This window comes from Bradyrhizobium tropiciagri (assembly GCF_018130505.1).
Classification (GTDB): domain Bacteria; phylum Pseudomonadota; class Alphaproteobacteria; order Rhizobiales; family Xanthobacteraceae; genus Bradyrhizobium; species Bradyrhizobium tropiciagri_B.
On record NZ_JAFCKH010000005.1, the window covers coordinates 350,049 to 368,829 of the forward strand.

An 18,781-nucleotide genomic window follows, 5' to 3' on the forward strand; every position below is an offset into this window, starting at 1 on the left:
CGATACGGCAAGCAGTACGAGCATGTCAGTCAGTTGGACGCCAGACCCCGGTTTGTATCGACGCCTGGCGCGCTGGGGCATCGTCGTGTCGGCCGTGCTCGCGGCCGGCTGGTCGATTACTCCGGCCGCCGCGCAGCTGATGTCGGGCGACTCGGCCTACGCGTCGGCTCCGACCGCGAACTTCTTCGCCATGCCGAGCTTCGAGCCCGCGGAGCAACAGCAACCGCGCACCCGGGTCTACATCACGACGCGGTCGCATCCGGGAGGCGGGCGTCACTTCTGCGTCCGCACCTGCGACGGTCGTTACTTCCCGCTGCCGCAGGCCGATGAGACGGCGAGCAAGACCTGCGAGGCCGTCTGCCCGGGCGCCGAGACCAGGCTGTACTCGGGCTCCGATATCGAGAGCGCGCGAAGCGAGCAGGGCGAGACCTACAAGACGCTGGCGAACGCATTCCGTTTCCAGCGTGAGATCGTGCCGCAATGCTCATGCCGCTCCGACGCGGCGGCCGGCCTTGCCGCGATCTCGATCGAGGACGACATGACGCTGCGCACCGGCGACATCGTCGCCGCCAATGACGGCTTCAAGATCGTCGCGGTGTCCGAGCGGCAGTCCGGCGCCCGGCGCAGCATCCTGTTCAGGCCGCTGTCCAGCGCCAAGGTGCAGGCGCTCGGCCTCTCGCGCATCTCATCCCGCTAGACCTTGCAGCACCGAGCGTTCGCTTCGCGCGAATATTGCGCTGCAGCGCGCGCGACGACAATGTTCTGAAACGGACTTGCCACGAAGCGTGCATTCAACTTGTCTTGACCGCAACGCAGCACAACTGCCCTGCACTTCTCAGCCTCGTCGAATGTGCTACCATTTTGCCGTCTGACTACCTCACAGACCGCCACCATCATCTCTCAGGGCGTTCAAAATCAATAACAGCGCAGGCTGCAACGGCTTGCATAGGGGAGTGACGCGATGAAATCGGCTTTCAATCGATCATTAATTGCGCTTGCGGCGATCGCGCTTTTAGCGGGGACTGGCATTGCCAGTGCGCAGCAACAGGGAGACAAGGGCCGGGCGCTGAAGAAATACGAATCCGGCACCAAGGAATTCTGGACCCATCCGCCGGATGACTGGTTCCTGGGCGACGAGACCGAGGCGCAGAAGGGTCTTGCGCCGCCGTCCGGCCCGCCGACCGGCGCCTCCGACGCCGAGCTCGCGGCGATGATGAAGAAGATCAAGCTGCCGCCGGGCTTCAAGATCGAGGTCTATGCCTCGAACGTCCTCGCCGCGCGGCAGATGGCCTGGGGCGACAAGGGCACGCTGTTCGTCGGCTCGTTCGGCCTCGGCAACGTCTATGCGATCAAGGACAATGGCGGCAAGAAGGAGGTCAAGACCATCCTCAAGGGCCTCAACATGCCGACCGGGCTCGCCTTCAAGGACGGCGCGCTCTATGTCATCGCGGTCGACAAGCTGATCCGCTACGACAATGCCGAAGCCAATCTCGACAATCTCGGCAGCGGCAAGGTGGTATATGACGACATGCCGTCCTACGCGGCGCATGGCTGGAAATACATCGCCGTCGACAAGGAAGGCTGGTTCTTCATCCCGTTCGGCCCGCCCTTCAACATCGGCGTTCCGCCGACCTCGGTGTCGCAGATCCGCCGCGTCGATCCGAAGACCGGCAATGCGGAGATCTGGGCGCTCGGCGTGCGCAACTCGGTCGGCGGCGACGTCGATCCGCGCACCGGCAAGTATTGGTTCACCGAGAACGCGCGCGACTGGATCAGCGACGATCTGCCGAGTGACAAGCTCAACATGATCTCGAAGATCGGCGAGCATTTCGGCTATCCCTACTGCCACCAGGGCAACCTGCCGGACGACAAGTTCGCGATGGGTCACAAGTGCTCGGAGTTCACCCCGCCGGTGTTCAATCTCGGCGCCCACGTGGCCCCGCTCGGCATGAAGTTCTATACCGGCAACCAATTCCCGGCCGAGTACAAGAACAGCATCCTGATCGCCGAGCACGGCTCCTGGAACCGGCACAAGTACCAGGGCGGCCGCATCGTCCGCATCACCGCGAGCCCCGAGGGCAAGAACGCCAAGCAGGAGATCTTCGCCTCCGGCTGGATCGAGGGTGACCAGGGCTATCTCGGCCGTCCCGCCGACATCGTGCTCGACAAGGACGGCTCGATCCTCGTCGCCGACGACTGGGCCGGTGCGATCTATCGCATCAGCTACAGCAAGAAGTAACGGTTGAACTGCTGCGGGGCTGCGGTGGCCGATCTGGCAATCGCAGCCCCGTTCACGTGGTTATGTCCGCAATCGGAACAGATTCGTCATGCCCGGACTTGATCCGGGCATCCATCCAAACAAGAACATGATCAAGCGCGATGGATTGCCGGGTCGAGCCCGGCAATGACAGCCGGAGAAACTGACTATGCGTGTTTTGTCCCTCGGAATTCTGGTTGCATCGACGATTGCGATGACACCCTTTGCCCATGCGGCAGACATCGCCGCCGGCAAGGAGAAGGCCGAGATGTGCATCGGCTGCCATGGCGAGAACGGCATCTCGCAGATGGAGAACATCCCCTCGCTCGCCGGCCAGCTCGATCAGTTCGTGCAGTGGCAGCTGGTGTTCTTCCGCGCCGGTGCGCGCAAGAACGAGCAGATGCAGCCGATCGTGGAGCAGCTCAGCAATGAGGACATCCGCAATCTCGGGGCCTATTTCGCATCGCTGCCGCCGTTCAAGGGCGCCAAGGACGACAATCCGGAGCTGTCCGAAAAGGGCAAGCAGGCCGCCGCGGGGCGGCGCTGCGCCTCATGTCACACCGATACCTATGTCGGCACCAAGGCGGTCGCCCGCATCGCCGGCCAGCGCGAGGAATATCTCGTCAAGGCGCTGCACGATTACAAGTCAGGCGCCCGCTCCGGCGGCGCCCAGGCCGCGATGGCCGACGTGGCCTATCCCTTGAGCGACGAGGAGATCACCGCCCTCGCGCATTATTTGTCGCATCTGTGAGAGATCCGTAGCCCGGATGAAGCGCAGCGCAATCCGGGGCCGCTGCATCGTCGGCACGACCGTCCCCGGATTTCGCTTCGCTGCATCCGGGCTACGAAGTTGGTGAGTCCATCACCACAGCCTTCAATTGCCTTGACGAGACAGCAACCCCATCTGCCTCAAACCGAGAGGCAGCGGCGTATGGGTCCCTGCTTTTGCAGGGACGACACCGGTGGTGCGTCAAGCGCCTCGCTGCTTCTCATACGCCTTGAGATGCGTATACGCGGTGCGCAGTTTCGGCACCGGAATCTTCGCCGCATCCGCGCGCACGATCAAATCGCCGATCACGTGATCGGCCTCGACCGGCAGCCCCGCCTTGATGTCGCGGAACATCGATGCCGTCATCGGCGAGCCCTCGGCGGTGAGCATTCCACGGGTGCGCTGGAAGAACGGACCTGCAGGCGCGTGGCCGGCATCGGCGGCGATCGCGCTGCATTCGTCGAGGATGCCGAGCAGGAAGTCGCTGCCGCCGGGCGCCGCAAGGATGTTGCCGACCGAGGTCCGCATCAGGCTGGTGGACGCCGCGAGCGAAGCCAGGAACACCCACTTCTCCCACATGTCCTGCATGATGTGCTCGCTGGCGCCCGCGCCATTGACCACGGAGAACGTCTCCGCGATCGCGCGCACCCGGTCCGACAGGCCGCCGGCGCGCTCGCCGAACGTCAGCGACTGCATCGGCTGCAGCTGCACCACCTCGCGCGCCTCGTTGAGCGTCGCCGCGATCGCGCAGAGCCCGCCGAGCACGCGCGGGGCGCCGAACTTCTTCTCCAGCGTATCGAGATGCAGCATGCCGTTGAGCAGCGGGATGATCGCGGTTTTGTCGCCGACCGCCGGTGCAAACGACTTGATCGCGTCCTCGAGATCGAACGCCTTGCAGCTCAGCAGCACGACGTCGAATTTCTGTGCGAGCTGATCGGCCTGCACCGTCGGCGGGTTCTTCAGCGTCACGTCGCCGTTCGGGCTCTTGATCACGAGCCCGGCCGACGCCAGCTCGGAGGCGCGGCGCGGCCGCACCAGGAACGTGACGTCGCGTCCGGCCTGCAGCATCCGGCCGCCGAAATAACCGCCGATCGCGCCGGCACCGACCACGAGAACGCGCATGGGAATTTTTCCTTCTTGGTTGTCTTGAAGAGCGAGTGAAATGCTGCGGACAGATATAGATGCTGGCTCGCGATTGACTAATCACTATTCGGCATCTCTCTGGCGTCATTCCGGGATGGTCCGAAGGACCAGACCCGGAATCTCGAGATTCCGGATTCGATGCTGCGCATCGCTCCGGAATGACTACGTCACTTTCCCGACACCATCTCCTCGACTTCGCGCAGTTGCTCCTTGCCGAAGAAGATCTCGTTGCCGACGAAGAAGGTCGGCGAGCCGAAGGCGCCGCGTTCGACCGCCGCCTGGGTGTATGCGATCAGCTTGCCCTTCACATCCGCCTCCTGCGCCCGCGCGAACAGCTTTGCGGCGTCGAGGCCGGAGGAGGCGATGGCTTTGCCTGCCACTTCAGGATCGTCCATCTTTTTCGGCTCGACCCACATGTGATGGAACGCCGCCTCGATATACGGCTCGAACACGCCCTCCATCTGCGCCGCGACCGCCGCGCGCATCAGGTTCAGCGTGTTGACCGGGAAGAACGGGTTCCAGACATAGGGCTTGACGCCGAAGCGCTTGAGGAAGCGTTCGGTCTCGATCTGCTGGAACTCGGGCTTGTTCTTGACGCCGGCCAGCGTCTCGGCCGGCGACTTGTTGTTGGTGGCCTTGAAGATGCCGCCGAGCAGGATCGGCACATACTCGAACTTCACGCCGGTGCGCTGCTCGATCGCCGGGATCGCGCGATGGCTGAGGAAGGCGTTGGGACTGCCGAAATCGAACAGGAATTGCGGATTCTGGCTCACGGCAGTCTCTCCCTCGGCTTCGCTTGGCACAGGCCTGCTGTCAGAGGCCCCGCCGGTAGAATATGATAATCATCATGTGAGCCGTGCGACGCGATGTCAAACGCTCGATCGGCCGCGCATACGCGCCATTCCATCACCGTGCAATGCGTAGGGTGGGCAAAGCGAAGGGCGCCCACCGTCAAGGGCAGGGCAAGAGTGGTGGGCACGTCGCTGGCGCTCCTTTGCCCACCCTACGAAGCCTTGCCGTCAATCCGCCTGATCGCTGTAGGCGAGCGCGATCGCGTGATCGCGGATGTCGGCGGGCCAGTCCGCGATCAGGGTCGAGAAGCGCCGCCGGTCGTGCGCGAACAGCGCGCGGATCGCGTCCTCGTAATGCGGGCGGTTGCCGGCCATCGTCGTCATGAAGCGATACGCGGCGTCCTGCGCGAGCCGCGTGCGATCCTTGTCGCCGCCGGCGCGCCGCGCCTCGTCGATCAATTTGCGGATCGCGACCGAGGCGCCGCCCTTCTGCTGCGCCAGCCAGTCCCAGTGCCGCGGCAGCAGCGTGATCTCGCGCGCGACGACGCCGAGCCGCGGGCGGCCGGGCCCGCGCGGCGCGGCCGGCTCGACCTGCTCCGGCTCCTCCGCCGCGGGCGGCTTGGGCTTCGGCAGGCGCTTGAGCACGTCGTCGACCGAGCCGCGATAGTCGACGTCGACGAGCGCCGAGGTGCGGCCGTCGAACACCAGGATCGCGGCGTCCTTGCGCCGTTCAAGCAACTGCTTGGCAGCGCGCACGACCTCGCCGAGATCGCCGGCGGCGATGCGCCGCTCGCTTTCGAAGGCGACAAAGGCGGGATTCATGGCAAACTTCTCCGATTGCGCGACATATTGTCCGGGTAATTTTGGGCGCCCGCAATGCGCCCGTCTCGACTTTCTTGCGGCCGGCTGGCACCAAACGCCGCTCGACCGCGCCGACACTTCAGGGGACGACAATGCTGACGGTTCATCATCTCAACAATTCCCGCTCGCAGCGCGTGCTGTGGCTGCTCGAGGAATTGGGCGTGCCCTACGAGATCGTGCGCTATCAGCGGCAGCCCGACATGCGCGCGCCGAAGGAGCTGCGCGCGATCCATCCGCTCGGCAAGTCGCCGGTCATCACCGATAACGGCAACACGGTCGCGGAGTCCGGCGCGATCCTGGAATATGTCATCGCCACCTATGGCAACGGCCGCCTGATCCCGCAGGCCGACACGCCGGAGCGGCTGCGATTCACCTATTGGCTGCACTATGCCGAGGGCTCGGCGATGACGCCGCTGCTGCTCAAGCTGCTGTTCAATCTGATGCCGAAGCGCGCGCCGGCGCTGCTGCGGCCGTTGGTGCGCAAGGTGTCGAACACGGCGCTGACCACGCTGGTCAACCCGCAGATCAAGCAGCACATGGCCTATTGGGAGAGCGAGCTCGGCAAGAGTGAGTGGTTCGCCGGCAGCGAGTTTTCCGGCGCCGACATCCAGATGAGCTTTCCGCTCGAAGCCGCCGCGGCGCGCGGCGGACTCGAGGACGGCCATCCCCGATGCATCGCGTTCCTCGAGCGCATTCACGCCCGCCCGGCCTATGCGCGGGCGCTTGAAAAGGGCGGGCCCTACCAGGTCGGGCGCTAATATCATCGCGGCAACTCGACCAGCGGCAGCAGCCGCGAATCCGAGAGCGCCGCGGTGCGATGTCCGATGCCGGCGAGGTAGGCCTCCGCGACCGCGAAGGCGAGGAACGCGCCGCGGCTCTTCTGCCGGATCAGCATCGCCCGGTCCCAGCGCTCGCCTTCGGGCCCGATCAGGAACGGGCCGCCTTCACCCATGAACAAGAGATCGCCGCCGCTCCTGCGCAGCAGCGGCAGCGTGTGCGCGACGTAGCGGTCATAGGCTTCCGCGCCGGTGATCGGCCGCGGTGGCGCCAGCTCCGGGCTGGCCGAATAGTCGGCGGTGGGGCGGAAGCGCAGCAGATTGAGCATCACCATTTCACCGGCGAATTCGCGCTGCGCAAAGGCGCGTCCGGCATCCCAGGTCGGCTCCAGATGGCAGGTCGCGTCCATGTCCGTCGTTCCAATCAGCGATTAATCGCAAGTTTTTACCCGGGTCTAATTGCTCTGTCAATAATACCCGGATATAAATGGCGCCGTGAAAGGAGCTGCCATGAACACCGAGAGCCGAAAACTTGCCATTGCCGACTACAAGAAGCGCCCGAGCATCGCCGGCGTGTTCGCGATCCGCTGCCGCGCGAGCGGCGAGGTCTGGGTCGGGCAGGCGCTCGACCTCGACAAGATCCAGAACCGCATCTGGTTCACGCTGCGCATGGGCGACCATCGCACCGCCGGGCTGCAGCGTGCGTGGTCGGCGCATGGCGAGGCGAGCTTCACGCTGGAAATGCTGGAGCGCATTGAGGACGAGGAACTCGCCTACATCCGCGACACGCTGCTCAAGGAGCGCGTGCAGCACTGGCGCGCGGAGTTGCAGGCGGCGGCGGTGTAGCTGCACTCATCACGCCGCATGCGCGCCAGGGACGCACACCGTCCGGCCCCCTCTCCCCTTGTGGGAGAGGGTTGGGGGTGAGGGGTATCTCTCCACACGGTACGTCGTATGGAGCGATACCCCTCACCCGGATCGCATTCCGCTTCGCTGCATGCGCTCCGGCCTCTCCCACAAGGGGAGAGGCGAAGCGGAGTGCGCTGTAGGTTCGGAGCTATTTCCTACCCATCCGCATGCAGCACCCGCCCGCGTGTCTCCGGCAGCGCATAGGCGGCGAGGAAGAATACCCCATAGGCCGCCACCGCGAAGATCGCGATGGCATTCGCCAGCCCCGTTTTGTCTGACAGCGCGCCGACCAGGAACGGGAACAGCGCGCCGATGCCGCGGCCGAAATTGTAGCAAAAGCCCTGGCCGGAGCCGCGCAGCCGCGTCGGATAGAGTTCGGTCAGGAACGCGCCCATGCCGGAGAAGTAGCCCGAGGCGAAGAAGCCGAGCGGGAAGCCCAGCACCCACAACACCTCGTTGGAGATCGGCAGCTGGGTGTAGAGCAGCACCACGGCGATGGCGCCGAGCGAGAAGGTCAGGAACAGATTGCGCCGGCCGATGCGGTCAGCGAGCCAGGCGCCGACCAGATAGCCGATGAACGAGCCGATGATCAGCGTCGCGAGATAGCCGGTCGAGCCGACCACCGAGAGCTTGCGCTCGGTGGTGAGGAAGCGCGGCACCCAGAAGGTGATGGCGTAATAGCCGCCCTGCATGCCGGTGCCGACCAGCGAGGCCAGCAGCGTGGTCTTCAGGATCGGCCCGTGGAAGATCTCCCACAGCGCAGCCGGGCCGGCGCCCGAGCTCTGCTGCTGCGCCATGGTCGCGGCGGAGATTTCCGGCTCGGTGACGAAGCGGCGGAGATAGAACACCAGCAGCGCCGGCAGCGCGCCGATCACGAACATCCAGCGCCACGCGCTTTCCGCCGGCAGGATCGAGAACAGGACGGCTTGCGAGAGCACCGCAAGGCCCCAGCCGACCGCCCAGCCGGACTGCACCGAGCCGACCGCGCGTCCGCGATATTGCGGCCGGATCGCTTCGCCGATCAGCACCGCGCCGGCCGCCCATTCGCCGCCGAAGCCGAGCCCGAGCAGCGCGCGGGCGATCAAGAGCTGGTCGAAATTCTGCACCACGGCGCAGACCAGCGAGAAGAACGAGAACCAGATGATGGTGAGCTGCAGCGTCTTGACCCGCCCGATGCGGTCGGAGAGATAGCCGCCGAGCCAGCCGCCGACGGCGGACGCCAGCAGCGTCACGGTGCCGGCAAGGCCCGCGGTGCCGGGGTCGACCTTCCACAGCGTGATGATGGTGCCGATCACTAGCGGGTAGATCATGAAATCCATGCCGTCGAGCGTCCAGCCCGAGGCGCAGGCCCAGAAGGTGTGCCGCTCCTTGTTGTTCATGTCGCGATAGAAGGCGAGGAGGCTGGTGTCCTCGATCTCGGCGACTTCGATCGGTCTGGATTCGGATGTGCTCATGCGCGTTTCCCGGTGATTTCGTCACCAGCTCTTGAAGCACGCGGCCGGCTTTGCGCGGAGGCCGGCAACATAGCGCGATGCGTAGGGTGGGCAAAGGCGCGTTTGCGCCGTGCCTACCATCGGTGGCGCGCTCGTGATGGTGGGCACGCTTCCGCCTTCGCTCGTTGAGCTACGGCGCGACGGGGTCGCTTTGCCCACCCTACGATTTACTGCCCCGCGGCTTCCGACCCGCGGGTGCGCGGGTCGGGCGCGCCGATAAGGCCGTTCGGCGTGACCAGGATCGAGTTGGCGGAGGAGTAGCCGAGCGGCTCGACCAGTTTGTGACCCTTGGCCTTCAGCCCGTCGAGCACATCGTCGGGAAAGCCGCGCTCGATCCGGACCTCGTCGGGCAGCCATTGGTGATGCACCCGCGGTGCGGCGACCGCGGCCGCGATGTCCATCTTGTAGTCGATCACGTCGACGACGATCTGCGTCACCGCCGAGATGATACGGCTGCCGCCGGGCGAGCCCGTCACCAGCACCACCTTGCCGTCCTTCAGCACGATGGTCGGCGACATCGACGACAATGGGCGCTTGCCGGGGCCCGGCAGATTGGCCTCGAAGCCGACCAGGCCGAAGGCGTTGGACGCGCCGGGCGCCGCGGTGAAGTCGTCGAGCTCGTTGTTGAGCAGCACGCCGGTGCCCTCGGCCACGAGGCCGACGCCGTAGGGGAAGTTCAGCGTGTAGGTGTTGCTGACGGCATTACCGCTCGAATCGACCACGGAGTAGTGCGTGGTGTTGTCGCCCTCGCGCGGCTGCTTGGCATTCTGCACGTCGGTCCAGGGCGTGGCGCGGGCCAGGTCGATGGTGGCGCGCTGCTTGGCGGCGTAGTCCTTGGCGGTCAAGAGCTGCGTCGGCGCGTCGACGAAGGCGGGATCGCCGAGATAGCGCGCGCGGTCGGCATAGGCGCGCTTCATCGCCTCTAGCATCACATGCAGCGAATCCGCCGAGCCCTGCTTGAAGTCGGACATCGGAAGGCCTTCGAGGATGTTGAGGATCTCCAGCAGCACGACGCCGCCGGACGACGGCTGCGGCATCGAGACGATGTCATAGCCGCGATAGCTGCCGCGGATCGGCGTGCGGATCACCGGCTGGTAGGATTTCAGGTCGTCTGACGCGATGATGCCGCCGGCATTGCCGATGCCCTTGACGAGCTTCTCGGCGACCGCGCCTTCGTAGAAGCCGCGCGGGCCCTGCTCGGCGATCGCCGTCAGCACCGCGGCGAGATCGCCCTGGATCAGCCGGTCGCCCTCGCGCAGCGGCGTGCCGTCGGCATGGGAAAAGGTTTTGGCGGAATTCGGCCAGCGCGACATGCGGCGATACATGTCGCCCATCGTGTCCGAGATATCGTCGGTGACGATGAAGCCATCGCGCGCCAGCTCGATCGCGGGCTTGAGGATCTCCGCCAGCGTGAAATGCCCGGAGCCGTATTTCTGCAGCGCCAGCGCGAGGCCCGCGACCGTGCCGGGCACGCCGATCGCGAGCGCGGAGTTGCGCGACTTGTCGGGATCGGGCTTGCCGTCGGCGCCCAGGAACATGTCGCGCGTCGCGGCCTGCGGCGCGGTCTCGCGATAGTCGATCGCGATATCTTCCTTCGTATGCGCAAGATGGATCACCATGAATCCGCCGCCGCCGATATTGCCGGCGCGCGGATAGGTCACCGCCATCGCAAAGCCGGTGGCGACCGCCGCGTCGACCGCGTTGCCGCCCTGCCTCAGGATGTCGGCGCCGACCTGTGCGGCGAGCCGCTCCTGCGCCACCACCATGCCGTTTTCGGCGAAGACGCTGCGCAGCGCATCGGTGGCGGGCGGCGCGTAGAAGCGGCGCTGTTCCTGGCTGAACGCCGGCGCGGAGAGACCAGTCAGAAGCAGCACGGCAAACAGCCGCCGCGATATCATTGCCGTCAGCGCCATGGAGAATCCGCCCTGTTCAAGAGTCCTGCCCTGGTCGTCGCCGGTGTGACATTCGCAAAACCGGCTCATGCTATATGGGAACCAGTTGGGCAGGCAAAACGCCTGTTTGTGAGGCGGCTTCGGGAATTTCCTTGGCAATGACAGCGATAACGCAAGCGGATACCAGCGACACGAAGACCTATCCGGGCCGTGCCGCCGTCATCAGCTGGATCTTCTTCGACTGGGCCGCGCAGCCATACTTCACGCTGATCACGACCTTCGTCTTCGCGCCCTATTTCGCGGCTTACGTCGCGCCCGATCCGGCGAGCGGGCAGGCGTTGTGGGGCTTTGCCACCGCCGCCGCGGGGCTCGCGATCGCGCTGCTCTCGCCGGTGCTCGGCGCGATTGCCGATGCCAGCGGCCGGCGCAAGCCATGGATCGCGGGCTTCGGTGCGCTGCTGGTGATCGGCGCCGGCGCAATGTGGATCGGCAAGCCCGGCAATCCCGATGTCATCCCGATGCTGCTGCTGGCCTATGCGATCGCCAGCGTCGGCGTCGAGTTCGCCACCGTGTTCAACAATGCGATGATGCCGACGCTGGTGCCGCCGGACAAGATCGGGCGGCTAAGCGGCACCGGTTGGGCCACCGGCTATGTCGGCGGCATTTTGAGCCTGGTGCTGGTGCTCGGCTTCCTCGCCGCCAATGCCGAGACCGGCCGCACGTTGTTCGGCCTGACGCCGTTGTTCGGGCTCGATCCGGTCACGCATGAAGGCGACCGCATCACCGGGCCACTGACCGGGCTGTGGTTCGTTATCTTCGTCACGCCGATGTTCCTGTTCACGCCGGATTATCCCGCCAAGCGGCCGATCCGCGAGGCGCTCGGCGAGGGCTTGCGCGAATTGCGAGAGTCGCTCGCGAGCCTGCCGAAGCGGAAATCGATGGCGCGGTTTCTGCTGGCCAACATGATCTACACCGACGGGCTGATCTCGCTGTTCGCGTTCGGCGGCATCTATGCCGCCGGCACCTTCGGCTGGGACACCATTCGCATCGGCACCTTCGGCATCATCCTGGCGATCGCCGGGACGTTCGGCGCATGGCTCGGCGGCAAGCTCGACGATGCGCTCGGGCCGAAGCGCGTGATCACGGGAAGCCTGCTGATCCTGTTGTTTGCGATCGTCGTGATCCTGACGGTGAACAAGGATTCCATCCTGTTCATTCCAGTTGCGCCGCCGGTGCCGGGCGGTCCGCTGTTCGCCGGCGCCGCCGAGCGCGCCTACATCGTGCTGGGTTGTCTGATCGGCGCCGCCGGCGGGCCGATGCAAGCCGCCTCGCGCACGCTCCTGATCCGCCTCGCGCCGAAGGATCGCATCGGGCAGTATTTCGGCCTTTTCGCGCTGACCGGCAAGGTGACGTCGTTCATCGGACCGCTGCTGATCGGCGTCATCACAGCCGCCACCGCGAGCCAGAAGGCCGGCATGGCCGTGCTGGTGGTGTTCTTCGTGTTGGGGCTAACGCTGCTGGCGAGGGTACGCACCGACCCGTAGCCCGGATGAAGCGAAGCGCAATCCGGGGTCTTTGCATCCGCGGAAAGACCGTCCCGGATTTCGCTGCGCTCCATCCGGGCTACGGGTTGCGATCAATGCCGGAAATGCCGTGTGCCCGTGAACACCATCGCGATGCCGTGCTCGTCGGCGGCCTTGATCACCTCGTCGTCGCGCATCGAGCCGCCGGGCTGGATCACCGCGGTGGCGCCGGCCTCGATGCAGGCCAGCATGCCGTCGGCGAACGGGAAGAACGCGTCGGAGGCGACCACCGAACCCTTGGTCAGCGGCTCGGCGAGCTTCAGCTCGGCCGCCGCATCCAGCGCCTTGCGCGCGGCGATGCGCGCGGAATCGACCCGGCTCATCTGGCCGGCGCCGATGCCGACGGTGGCGAGATCCTTGGCATAGATGATGGTGTTGGACTTGACGTGCTTGGCGACGCGGAAGGCGAATTTCAGATCGCGCAGCTCGGCATCGGTCGGCGCGCGCTTGGTCGCAACCTTGATATCCATGTCCTCGACGACGGCATTGTCGCGGCTCTGCACCAAGAGGCCGCCGGCGACGGTCTTGGCGGTGAGGCCGACCGCGCGCGGGTTCGGCAGGCCGCCGGCGAGCAGCAGGCGCAGGTTGCGTCGGCCGGCGATGATCGCGATCGCTTCCTCGGTGGCGTCGGGCGCGATGATCACCTCGGTGAAGATGCCGATGATCGCGCGCGCGGCGTCCGCATCGAGCGTGCGGTTGACGGCGATGATGCCGCCATAGGCCGAGGTGGAATCGCAGGCGAGCGCGCTGCGATAGGCGGTGGCGAGATCCGGGCCTTCGGCGACGCCGCAGGGATTGGCGTGCTTGACGATGACGCAGGCCGCGGTGCGCCGCGGATCGAACTCGCCGACGCATTCATAGGCCGCGTCGGTGTCGTTGATGTTGTTGTAGGACAGCTCCTTGCCCTGCAGCTGGCGCGCGGTCGCGACACCCGGGCGCTTCTCCGGCGTGGCGTAGAACGCCGCGGTCTGGTGCGGGTTCTCGCCATAGCGCAGCGACTGGATCAGCCTGCCGCCGAAGGCGCGGAAGTCCGGCGCCTTGGTGTCGAGCTGCACGGCAAACCAGTTCGAGATCGCGGCGTCATAGGCCGCGGTTCGCGCATAGGCTTTGGCGGCAAGCCGCCGGCGCAGCCCGAGCGAGGTCGCGCCCTTGTGCGCGGCGAGCTCCTCCAGCACGGCAGAATAGTCGTTCGCCTCGACCACGACGGCGACGTCGTCATGGTTCTTGGCCGCGGCGCGGATCATCGCGGGGCCGCCGATGTCGATGTTCTCGATGCAGTCCTCGTAGCCGGCGCCTTTGTCGACGGTGGCCTCGAACGGATAGAGATTGACGACGAGCAGATCGATCGGCGCGATGCCGTGCGCGGCCATCGCCGACGCGTGCTCCTTGTTGTCGCGGATCGCCAGCAGGCCGCCGTGCACTTTGGGATGCAGCGTCTTGACCCGGCCGTCCATCATCTCGGGGAAACCGGTGAGCTCGGAAACGTCCTTCACCTTCAGCCCCGCCGCCGCAATCGCCTTGGCGGTGCCGCCGGTCGAGACCAGCTCGACGCCGTGGTCGGACAGTGCCTTGGCGAAATCGATCAGTCCGGTCTTGTCGGAAACGGACAACAGAGCGCGGGTGACGCGGCGAAGCTGTTCAGTCATCTGAGGAAATCCCTGGCTGTTAAGGCAGCCGGGTAGCACGGTTTGGCGGGGACCGAAACCGGTCCGTGCCGGCGATTCCCCGGAAATTGCCGGTGATTCACCCATCTCCGTCATCCTGAGGAGCCGCGTAGCGGCGTCTCGAAGGATGAATCGGCCCGGCTGGTGGCCGTCGACCCTTCGAGACGCGCTGCGCGCTCCTCAGGGTGACGGGACTGAGATGGGTGCACCGGCCAACGTCGGCCGATCGGGCATTCTCTCAAGCCGGCCGCCCGCCGGCTACTTTGCATGGGGTTGTTTTCGCCATTACGGCAGGCGCGCACCTACAGCGGCAGTTCCGGCTCGCGGCGGGCGTTGCGCCTGGCGTTGGTGGCGGCGGCGGAGGTCGAGGAGCGGACGAAGCTCCAGCGTACGGTGGAGGCCTGCCGGGCGTCCTGCCGGATCACGATCTGGGAGGTGCGGCGCGGGCCGTCATTGCCGGCGAGGAACACGCTGTCCTCGAGCTCGACCTTGTCGTCCATCGCCTCGAAGGTCCAGACGTCGCGGTTCGGCAGCACCAGCATCACGCCGCGCGCGTCCGACAGCCGGCTCGCTTTCACCGATGGATGCAGATGGAAGCGCAAGGCGAAATCGGCGTCGCCGCCCTTGATCCGGCCGTTCGCCCCCGGCGTCAGCGTGTCCTCGCCCTCGAGATGCATGCCGTCGCGCGACAGCACCAGCGCGCGCCGATGGATCACGCCGAAGCGGGAGAGATAGCCGTCATGCGAGGCCGTCAGCATGTCGCCGTCGCTGACCGCCTCGCGATAGTTCTCGACCTTGCTTGGCCCGCTGGTGATCGGCGCGCCGCGCAGCAGACGCTTCATCGCCGACAGCTCGACGAACTGGCACGACGAGGCGTCGTGATAGGTCAGCGTCGAATGTGCCGCGGTCGAGCGCGCGAACGGCCGCCAATTGTCGCGGCCCGTCGACGGCATGCCGCAATTGACGACGATGCGGCTGGTGCCCGAGGAGAACTCGAACGACAGGCAGCCGGCATGCGCGTCCTGGCTGACGCTCGGCGGCGGCGGCGGACCGGTGTCGACGATCAATGCGCTCACGCCGGCGTCGAGCCGCTGGAAGCCGGTATGTGGCATCCCCGCCATCGGCACGCCGCGGGTGTCGTCATAGGCGAGCAGCGTCGCGACGAGGTCGGACGGCGCCGTGCTCATGCCGTTGAACAGCGCGAAGCTGCCGTCGCCGTGCCGGAAGAAGCGCAGCATCGGCATCATGCGGTCGATCGCATTGAGCAGCGCCGGCGGCGGCGCGATGTTGCGCGCGGCGAAGGTCTGCCGCAGCGGCAGGAGGTCGCTGAGCAGCTCGACCAGCGCGCCGGGATTGCGCGAGATATGGCCGCCATCGGGCAGGATCTGGCGCTGCAACTCGTCGGACAGGCGGCGCGTGGTGGTCTTGATGTTGCGCGCCTGATTGGCGAGGCAGAGCGAGGCGTAGCACAGCGCGATCAAGACCTGCAGGCGCGGCACGCCGTCATTGTCGAGCGTCGAGTAGCGCAGATATTTGATCTCGCGCGCCAGCCCGCGCAGGTATTTGCGGTAGAACTTTCCGTCGGTGTCGCCGAGCACCAAGGGCGCCTGCGACAGCAGCGAGATCACGCGGCGCGCGCGGACGTCGGCGCGGCGCTCCAGCGGCCGGCGGCGGGCTTGGTTCGAGATCCAGTCGTCGACCAGCGAGCGGGCGTTGGCGCGGGTCAGCGCGGTGTCGGCGGCGCGCAGATGGCGCAGCCAGCCGAAGCCGAGCAGGGCGGCTTCCCAATCCTCCGACGGCGGCTCGAGGTCGAAGATCGAGCGGCCGTGGCAGGTGACGATCTTGCCGGCGAAGACGAATCGCCCGGCATAGATCTCGGCGGCGCGGGTGGCGTCGGCGGTCCTAAGGTCATGCGGGGCGATGATCAGGCGGTCGGTGCGGCCCGGCCACAGCCGCGACAGCGCCATCGTGCTGCCGCTGGCGCGCGCGATCATGCTGCGCGCGAAGCGGCCAGCAATCAGCGTCGAGATGCGTCTGCTCTGAGCGACCGACACGCCTAACCTTGCGGGGAGAAGATTTGCAACGAATCCTTATTTAATCCGGAAACGCGTCCAAGACACCCTCTTGAAAGCAAGACAGGCCTCTTGAAACGGCGCGAATCACTGTGAGCGTACAAGACGCAAGTTTAAAATCAGGATTTAACCAGTCTCGCGGCGTAAAATCCATCCAGCCCGCCCAGTCGCGGGTCGGCGTTGGGCAAATGGCTCGGCAGGGTGCGCAGATCACCGTCGGCGGTGATGATCTCCTCGAGACCGGCGACTTCGCCTTTCTCGACCGGCGCACGGCGCAGGCCCGATTCGGTGGCCAGCAAGGCCGCGATCGCCTGCTCGCCTTCCTCCGGCTCCAGCGAGCAGGTGCAGTAGACCAGCGTGCCGCCGGGCTTCAGCAGTTCGGTAGCCTTTTGCAGGAGCCGCTTCTGCAGCGCCGACAGCGCCGCGATGTCGGCCTCCTGGCGCAGCCAGGCGACATCGGGGTGGCGGCGGATGGTGCCGGTCGAGGTGCAGGGCGCGTCGACCAGGATACCGTCGAAGCCATCGGACGGCGCGGGCCATTCGGCTGCGTCGGCCACCACGGTTTCGGCCTGCAGCGACAGCCGGGTAAGATTGTCGCGCAGCCGCGCCATCCGCGCCGGCGAGCGATCGATGGCGGTGACGCGGGCGCCGGCGAGCGCAAGCTGCGCGGTCTTGCCGCCGGGCGCGGCGCAGAGGTCGGCGACCGCCTTGTCCTTGATGTCGCCGAGCAGCCGCGCCGGCAGCGCCGCGGCGGCGTCCTGCACCCACCATTGTCCTTCGGCGAAGCCGGGCAGCATGGTCACGGAACCCTGCAGCAGCGTGCGCACGGTTCCGGTCGGCAGCGTCTCGCCGTGCAGGCGGCTCGCCCATTGCGGCGCATCGGTCTTCACCGTGAGATCGAGCGAAGGCTCGTGGCCGAGCGCGAGCGCCATGTCGCGCGCGGTCGTCTCGCCGTAATGCGCGCTCCAGCGCGCCAGCATCCATTGCGGCAGGTCGAGCGTCTGCATCCTGATCTCGTCGATCAGTCCCTGGCCCTCGCGCGCGCAGCGGCGCAGCACCGCGTTGACCAGCCCGGCATACTTCGCCGCGCGCCGGTCCGACTGCACGAGCCGCACCGAGAGGTCGACCGCGGCATGGTCAGGCACGTCCATCCAGAGAATCTGCGCCGCGCCAATCAACAGCGCACTTTGCGCGCGCGGCGCATCGGTCGGGATGCCGCGATCGAGCAGCCGCGACAGCAGATGGCCGAGCGTGCCGAGCCGGCGCAGGATGGTCGACACCAGTCGACGCATCAGCGCGCGGTCGCGGTCGGGGAGCGATTTCAATCCGGGATGCGCACCGGCGCCGTCGAGCTGATCGTCGAGCGTGCGATGCTTGTGCAGCACGCCGTCGAGGATGTCAGCCGCAATGCGTCGTGCCGCGAGCCCGGGCACTTCTGAGGGAACTGCAAATCTTGAAGGAGGCATGAAGCGGAGATATCTCGAAAGGTGCTGAGTTACATTCGGCTCATGCCCGTAACAGGAAAACACCTCTGGCACGCGAATATGCCAAATGTAAGAATCGCTCTGTGATATCGTGTGATTGTGATGCCGCCAGTTGCGCGCCCACATCGAGATACGCAGAGCGCAGCCGGAAAGTTTTGCCATGAGTGACAGACCCTCATCACCGCCTGACCCCGCTCCGCGCAAGCCGCTGACGCCCGCCGCGCAGCGCGCGCTCGCGGAGGCCGAAGCTCGGCGCAAGGCCGCCGCGGAGGCGACCGCGCAGAACGCCGCCGCGCGGCCGAAGGAATACCAGGGGCCGAAGGGTCCGGAACCGACGCGCTATGGCGATTGGGAGACCAAGGGGATCGCATCGGACTTCTGACGCCTTGTTTCCCAAGCCCTATTTCAGGAGTGTTGCCTGACGGCGCGACTCAGGGCCCTATTTGGGGAATATGTCCCCATACGAGAGAACAAATCCCTATCGGCCACCGCGACGTCCGCCATTCGGTGGGCCGTTTCCGCGCAGGTCGATCTGGGGGCGGCGGTTCACCTCGGCGCTGCCATGGGTGTTCGTGCTCGGGATCGCGGCCGGCAGCATGCTGCCCTTTCGGCAGTGGGTACATTTGCCGTCGCATTGGCCCCTTGGCCGGTCTCAAGAAACCGATGTGATCTGGCAGCGCGCGGGCACGTCCGACGCCCGGTTGTCCATCGACGTGATCAGGACGATCGACGGCGACACGTTCGAGGCGCGCGTGCATCTGTCGTCCGGCCCCGATGTGACGGCACGCGTCCGGTTGCGTGGCATCGACGCGCCGGAGTTGAAGGCATCCTGCGCGCGCGAATTGCGGATGGCCGAGGCGGCGACGTCGGCGCTGCGCGATCTGCTCAGCCAAGGCAACGTCGCGATCTACAATATCGGTCCCGACAAATACGGCCGTGTCCTCGCCGATGTGGCGACGAAGCGGACCGACAGCGTATCGGCCGCGATGCTCGCCGCAGGTCACGCGCGCGCCTACAACGGCGGTCACCGCTTCGGCTGGTGCGGGAACGCTGCGCGATAGGTGGCTGACAAAACAAAGCCGCGCAC

The 18,781-nt window shown here is 66.2% G+C and carries 17 protein-coding genes; 8 read left to right on the forward strand and 9 right to left on the reverse strand.

Annotated features, from left to right (window positions below):
• Nucleotides 1-22 precede the first annotated feature (22 nt).
• From JQ633_RS15300 to JQ633_RS15310, 3 genes are all read left to right on the forward strand, one after another.
• A complete protein-coding gene (locus JQ633_RS15300) occupies nt 23-697 on the forward strand; it encodes a DUF2865 domain-containing protein (protein WP_211985862.1) in 675 nt (224 codons plus the stop codon).
• Between the two features lie 264 nt (nt 698-961).
• Nucleotides 962-2,239, forward strand: coding sequence for a PQQ-dependent sugar dehydrogenase (locus JQ633_RS15305; protein WP_211985863.1), 1,278 nt, complete (start codon nt 962-964; stop codon nt 2,237-2,239).
• Nucleotides 2,240-2,426: 187 nt separating this feature from the next.
• A complete protein-coding gene (locus JQ633_RS15310) occupies nt 2,427-3,008 on the forward strand; it encodes a c-type cytochrome (protein ID WP_211985864.1) in 582 nt (193 codons plus the stop codon).
• A gap of 219 nt (nt 3,009-3,227) precedes the next feature.
• On the opposite strand, the gene panE is transcribed toward JQ633_RS15310, so the two are convergent.
• The 3 genes from panE to JQ633_RS15325 all read right to left on the reverse strand — a co-directional run bounded on the left by panE (nt 3,228) and on the right by JQ633_RS15325 (nt 5,782).
• A complete protein-coding gene (gene panE, locus JQ633_RS15315; RefSeq protein WP_211985865.1) occupies nt 3,228-4,148 on the reverse strand; it encodes a 2-dehydropantoate 2-reductase in 921 nt (306 codons plus the stop codon).
• A gap of 188 nt (nt 4,149-4,336) precedes the next feature.
• The gene (locus JQ633_RS15320) at nt 4,337-4,942 is read right to left on the reverse strand and encodes a 2-hydroxychromene-2-carboxylate isomerase (RefSeq protein ID WP_211985866.1); all 606 of its coding nucleotides are present in this window, start codon (nt 4,940-4,942) and stop codon (nt 4,337-4,339) included.
• 246 nt (nt 4,943-5,188) lie between these two features.
• Nucleotides 5,189-5,782 carry a DUF2239 family protein gene (locus JQ633_RS15325; RefSeq protein ID WP_211985867.1) on the reverse strand — a complete coding sequence of 198 codons (594 nt, stop codon included), beginning with the start codon at nt 5,780-5,782 and terminating at the stop codon, nt 5,189-5,191.
• A 131-nt stretch (nt 5,783-5,913) separates the two neighbouring features.
• Here JQ633_RS15325 and JQ633_RS15330 point away from each other — a divergent pair, with 131 nt between their 5' ends.
• Nucleotides 5,914-6,579, forward strand: coding sequence for a glutathione S-transferase family protein (locus tag JQ633_RS15330; RefSeq protein ID WP_211985868.1), 666 nt, complete (start codon nt 5,914-5,916; stop codon nt 6,577-6,579).
• Nucleotides 6,580-6,581: 2 nt separating this feature from the next.
• On the opposite strand, the gene JQ633_RS15335 is transcribed toward JQ633_RS15330, so the two are convergent.
• A complete protein-coding gene (locus JQ633_RS15335) occupies nt 6,582-7,007 on the reverse strand; it encodes a DUF1330 domain-containing protein (protein WP_211985869.1) in 426 nt (141 codons plus the stop codon).
• Between the two features lie 100 nt (nt 7,008-7,107).
• On the opposite strand from JQ633_RS15335, the gene JQ633_RS15340 reads away from it, so the two are divergent.
• Nucleotides 7,108-7,443, forward strand: a complete 336-nt coding sequence (locus tag JQ633_RS15340; RefSeq protein WP_211985870.1) for a GIY-YIG nuclease family protein — start codon at nt 7,108-7,110, stop codon at nt 7,441-7,443.
• Nucleotides 7,444-7,661: 218 nt separating this feature from the next.
• Here the strand turns inward: JQ633_RS15340 and JQ633_RS15345 are convergent, their stop codons facing one another.
• Nucleotides 7,662-8,960, reverse strand: coding sequence for an MFS transporter (locus JQ633_RS15345; RefSeq protein ID WP_211985871.1), 1,299 nt, complete (start codon nt 8,958-8,960; stop codon nt 7,662-7,664).
• A 206-nt stretch (nt 8,961-9,166) separates the two neighbouring features.
• Nucleotides 9,167-10,912 (reverse strand): gamma-glutamyltransferase, encoded by a 1,746-nt coding sequence (gene ggt, locus JQ633_RS15350; protein ID WP_211985872.1) that lies wholly within the window; start codon nt 10,910-10,912, stop codon nt 9,167-9,169.
• Nucleotides 10,913-11,049: 137 nt separating this feature from the next.
• On the opposite strand from ggt, the gene JQ633_RS15355 reads away from it, so the two are divergent.
• A complete protein-coding gene (locus tag JQ633_RS15355) occupies nt 11,050-12,435 on the forward strand; it encodes an MFS transporter (RefSeq protein ID WP_211985873.1) in 1,386 nt (461 codons plus the stop codon).
• Nucleotides 12,436-12,527: 92 nt separating this feature from the next.
• Here the strand turns inward: JQ633_RS15355 and purH are convergent, their stop codons facing one another.
• The 3 genes from purH to JQ633_RS15370 all read right to left on the reverse strand — a co-directional run bounded on the left by purH (nt 12,528) and on the right by JQ633_RS15370 (nt 17,676).
• Nucleotides 12,528-14,120, reverse strand: a complete 1,593-nt coding sequence (purH, locus tag JQ633_RS15360; RefSeq protein ID WP_211985874.1) for a bifunctional phosphoribosylaminoimidazolecarboxamide formyltransferase/IMP cyclohydrolase — start codon at nt 14,118-14,120, stop codon at nt 12,528-12,530.
• A 320-nt stretch (nt 14,121-14,440) separates the two neighbouring features.
• Nucleotides 14,441-16,132: a heparinase II/III family protein gene (locus JQ633_RS15365; RefSeq protein WP_211986070.1), complete on the reverse strand. Its 1,692-nt coding sequence runs from the start codon at nt 16,130-16,132 to the stop codon at nt 14,441-14,443.
• A 197-nt stretch (nt 16,133-16,329) separates the two neighbouring features.
• Nucleotides 16,330-17,676 carry an RsmB/NOP family class I SAM-dependent RNA methyltransferase gene (locus JQ633_RS15370; protein ID WP_211985875.1) on the reverse strand — a complete coding sequence of 449 codons (1,347 nt, stop codon included), beginning with the start codon at nt 17,674-17,676 and terminating at the stop codon, nt 16,330-16,332.
• 178 nt (nt 17,677-17,854) lie between these two features.
• Here JQ633_RS15370 and JQ633_RS15375 point away from each other — a divergent pair, with 178 nt between their 5' ends.
• Nucleotides 17,855-18,076, forward strand: a complete 222-nt coding sequence (locus JQ633_RS15375; RefSeq protein WP_211985876.1) for a DUF1674 domain-containing protein — start codon at nt 17,855-17,857, stop codon at nt 18,074-18,076.
• Nucleotides 18,077-18,146: 70 nt separating this feature from the next.
• Complete coding sequence (locus tag JQ633_RS15380; protein WP_211985877.1) at nt 18,147-18,755, forward strand: thermonuclease family protein; 609 nt, start codon at nt 18,147-18,149, stop codon at nt 18,753-18,755.
• Nucleotides 18,756-18,781 lie beyond the last annotated feature (26 nt).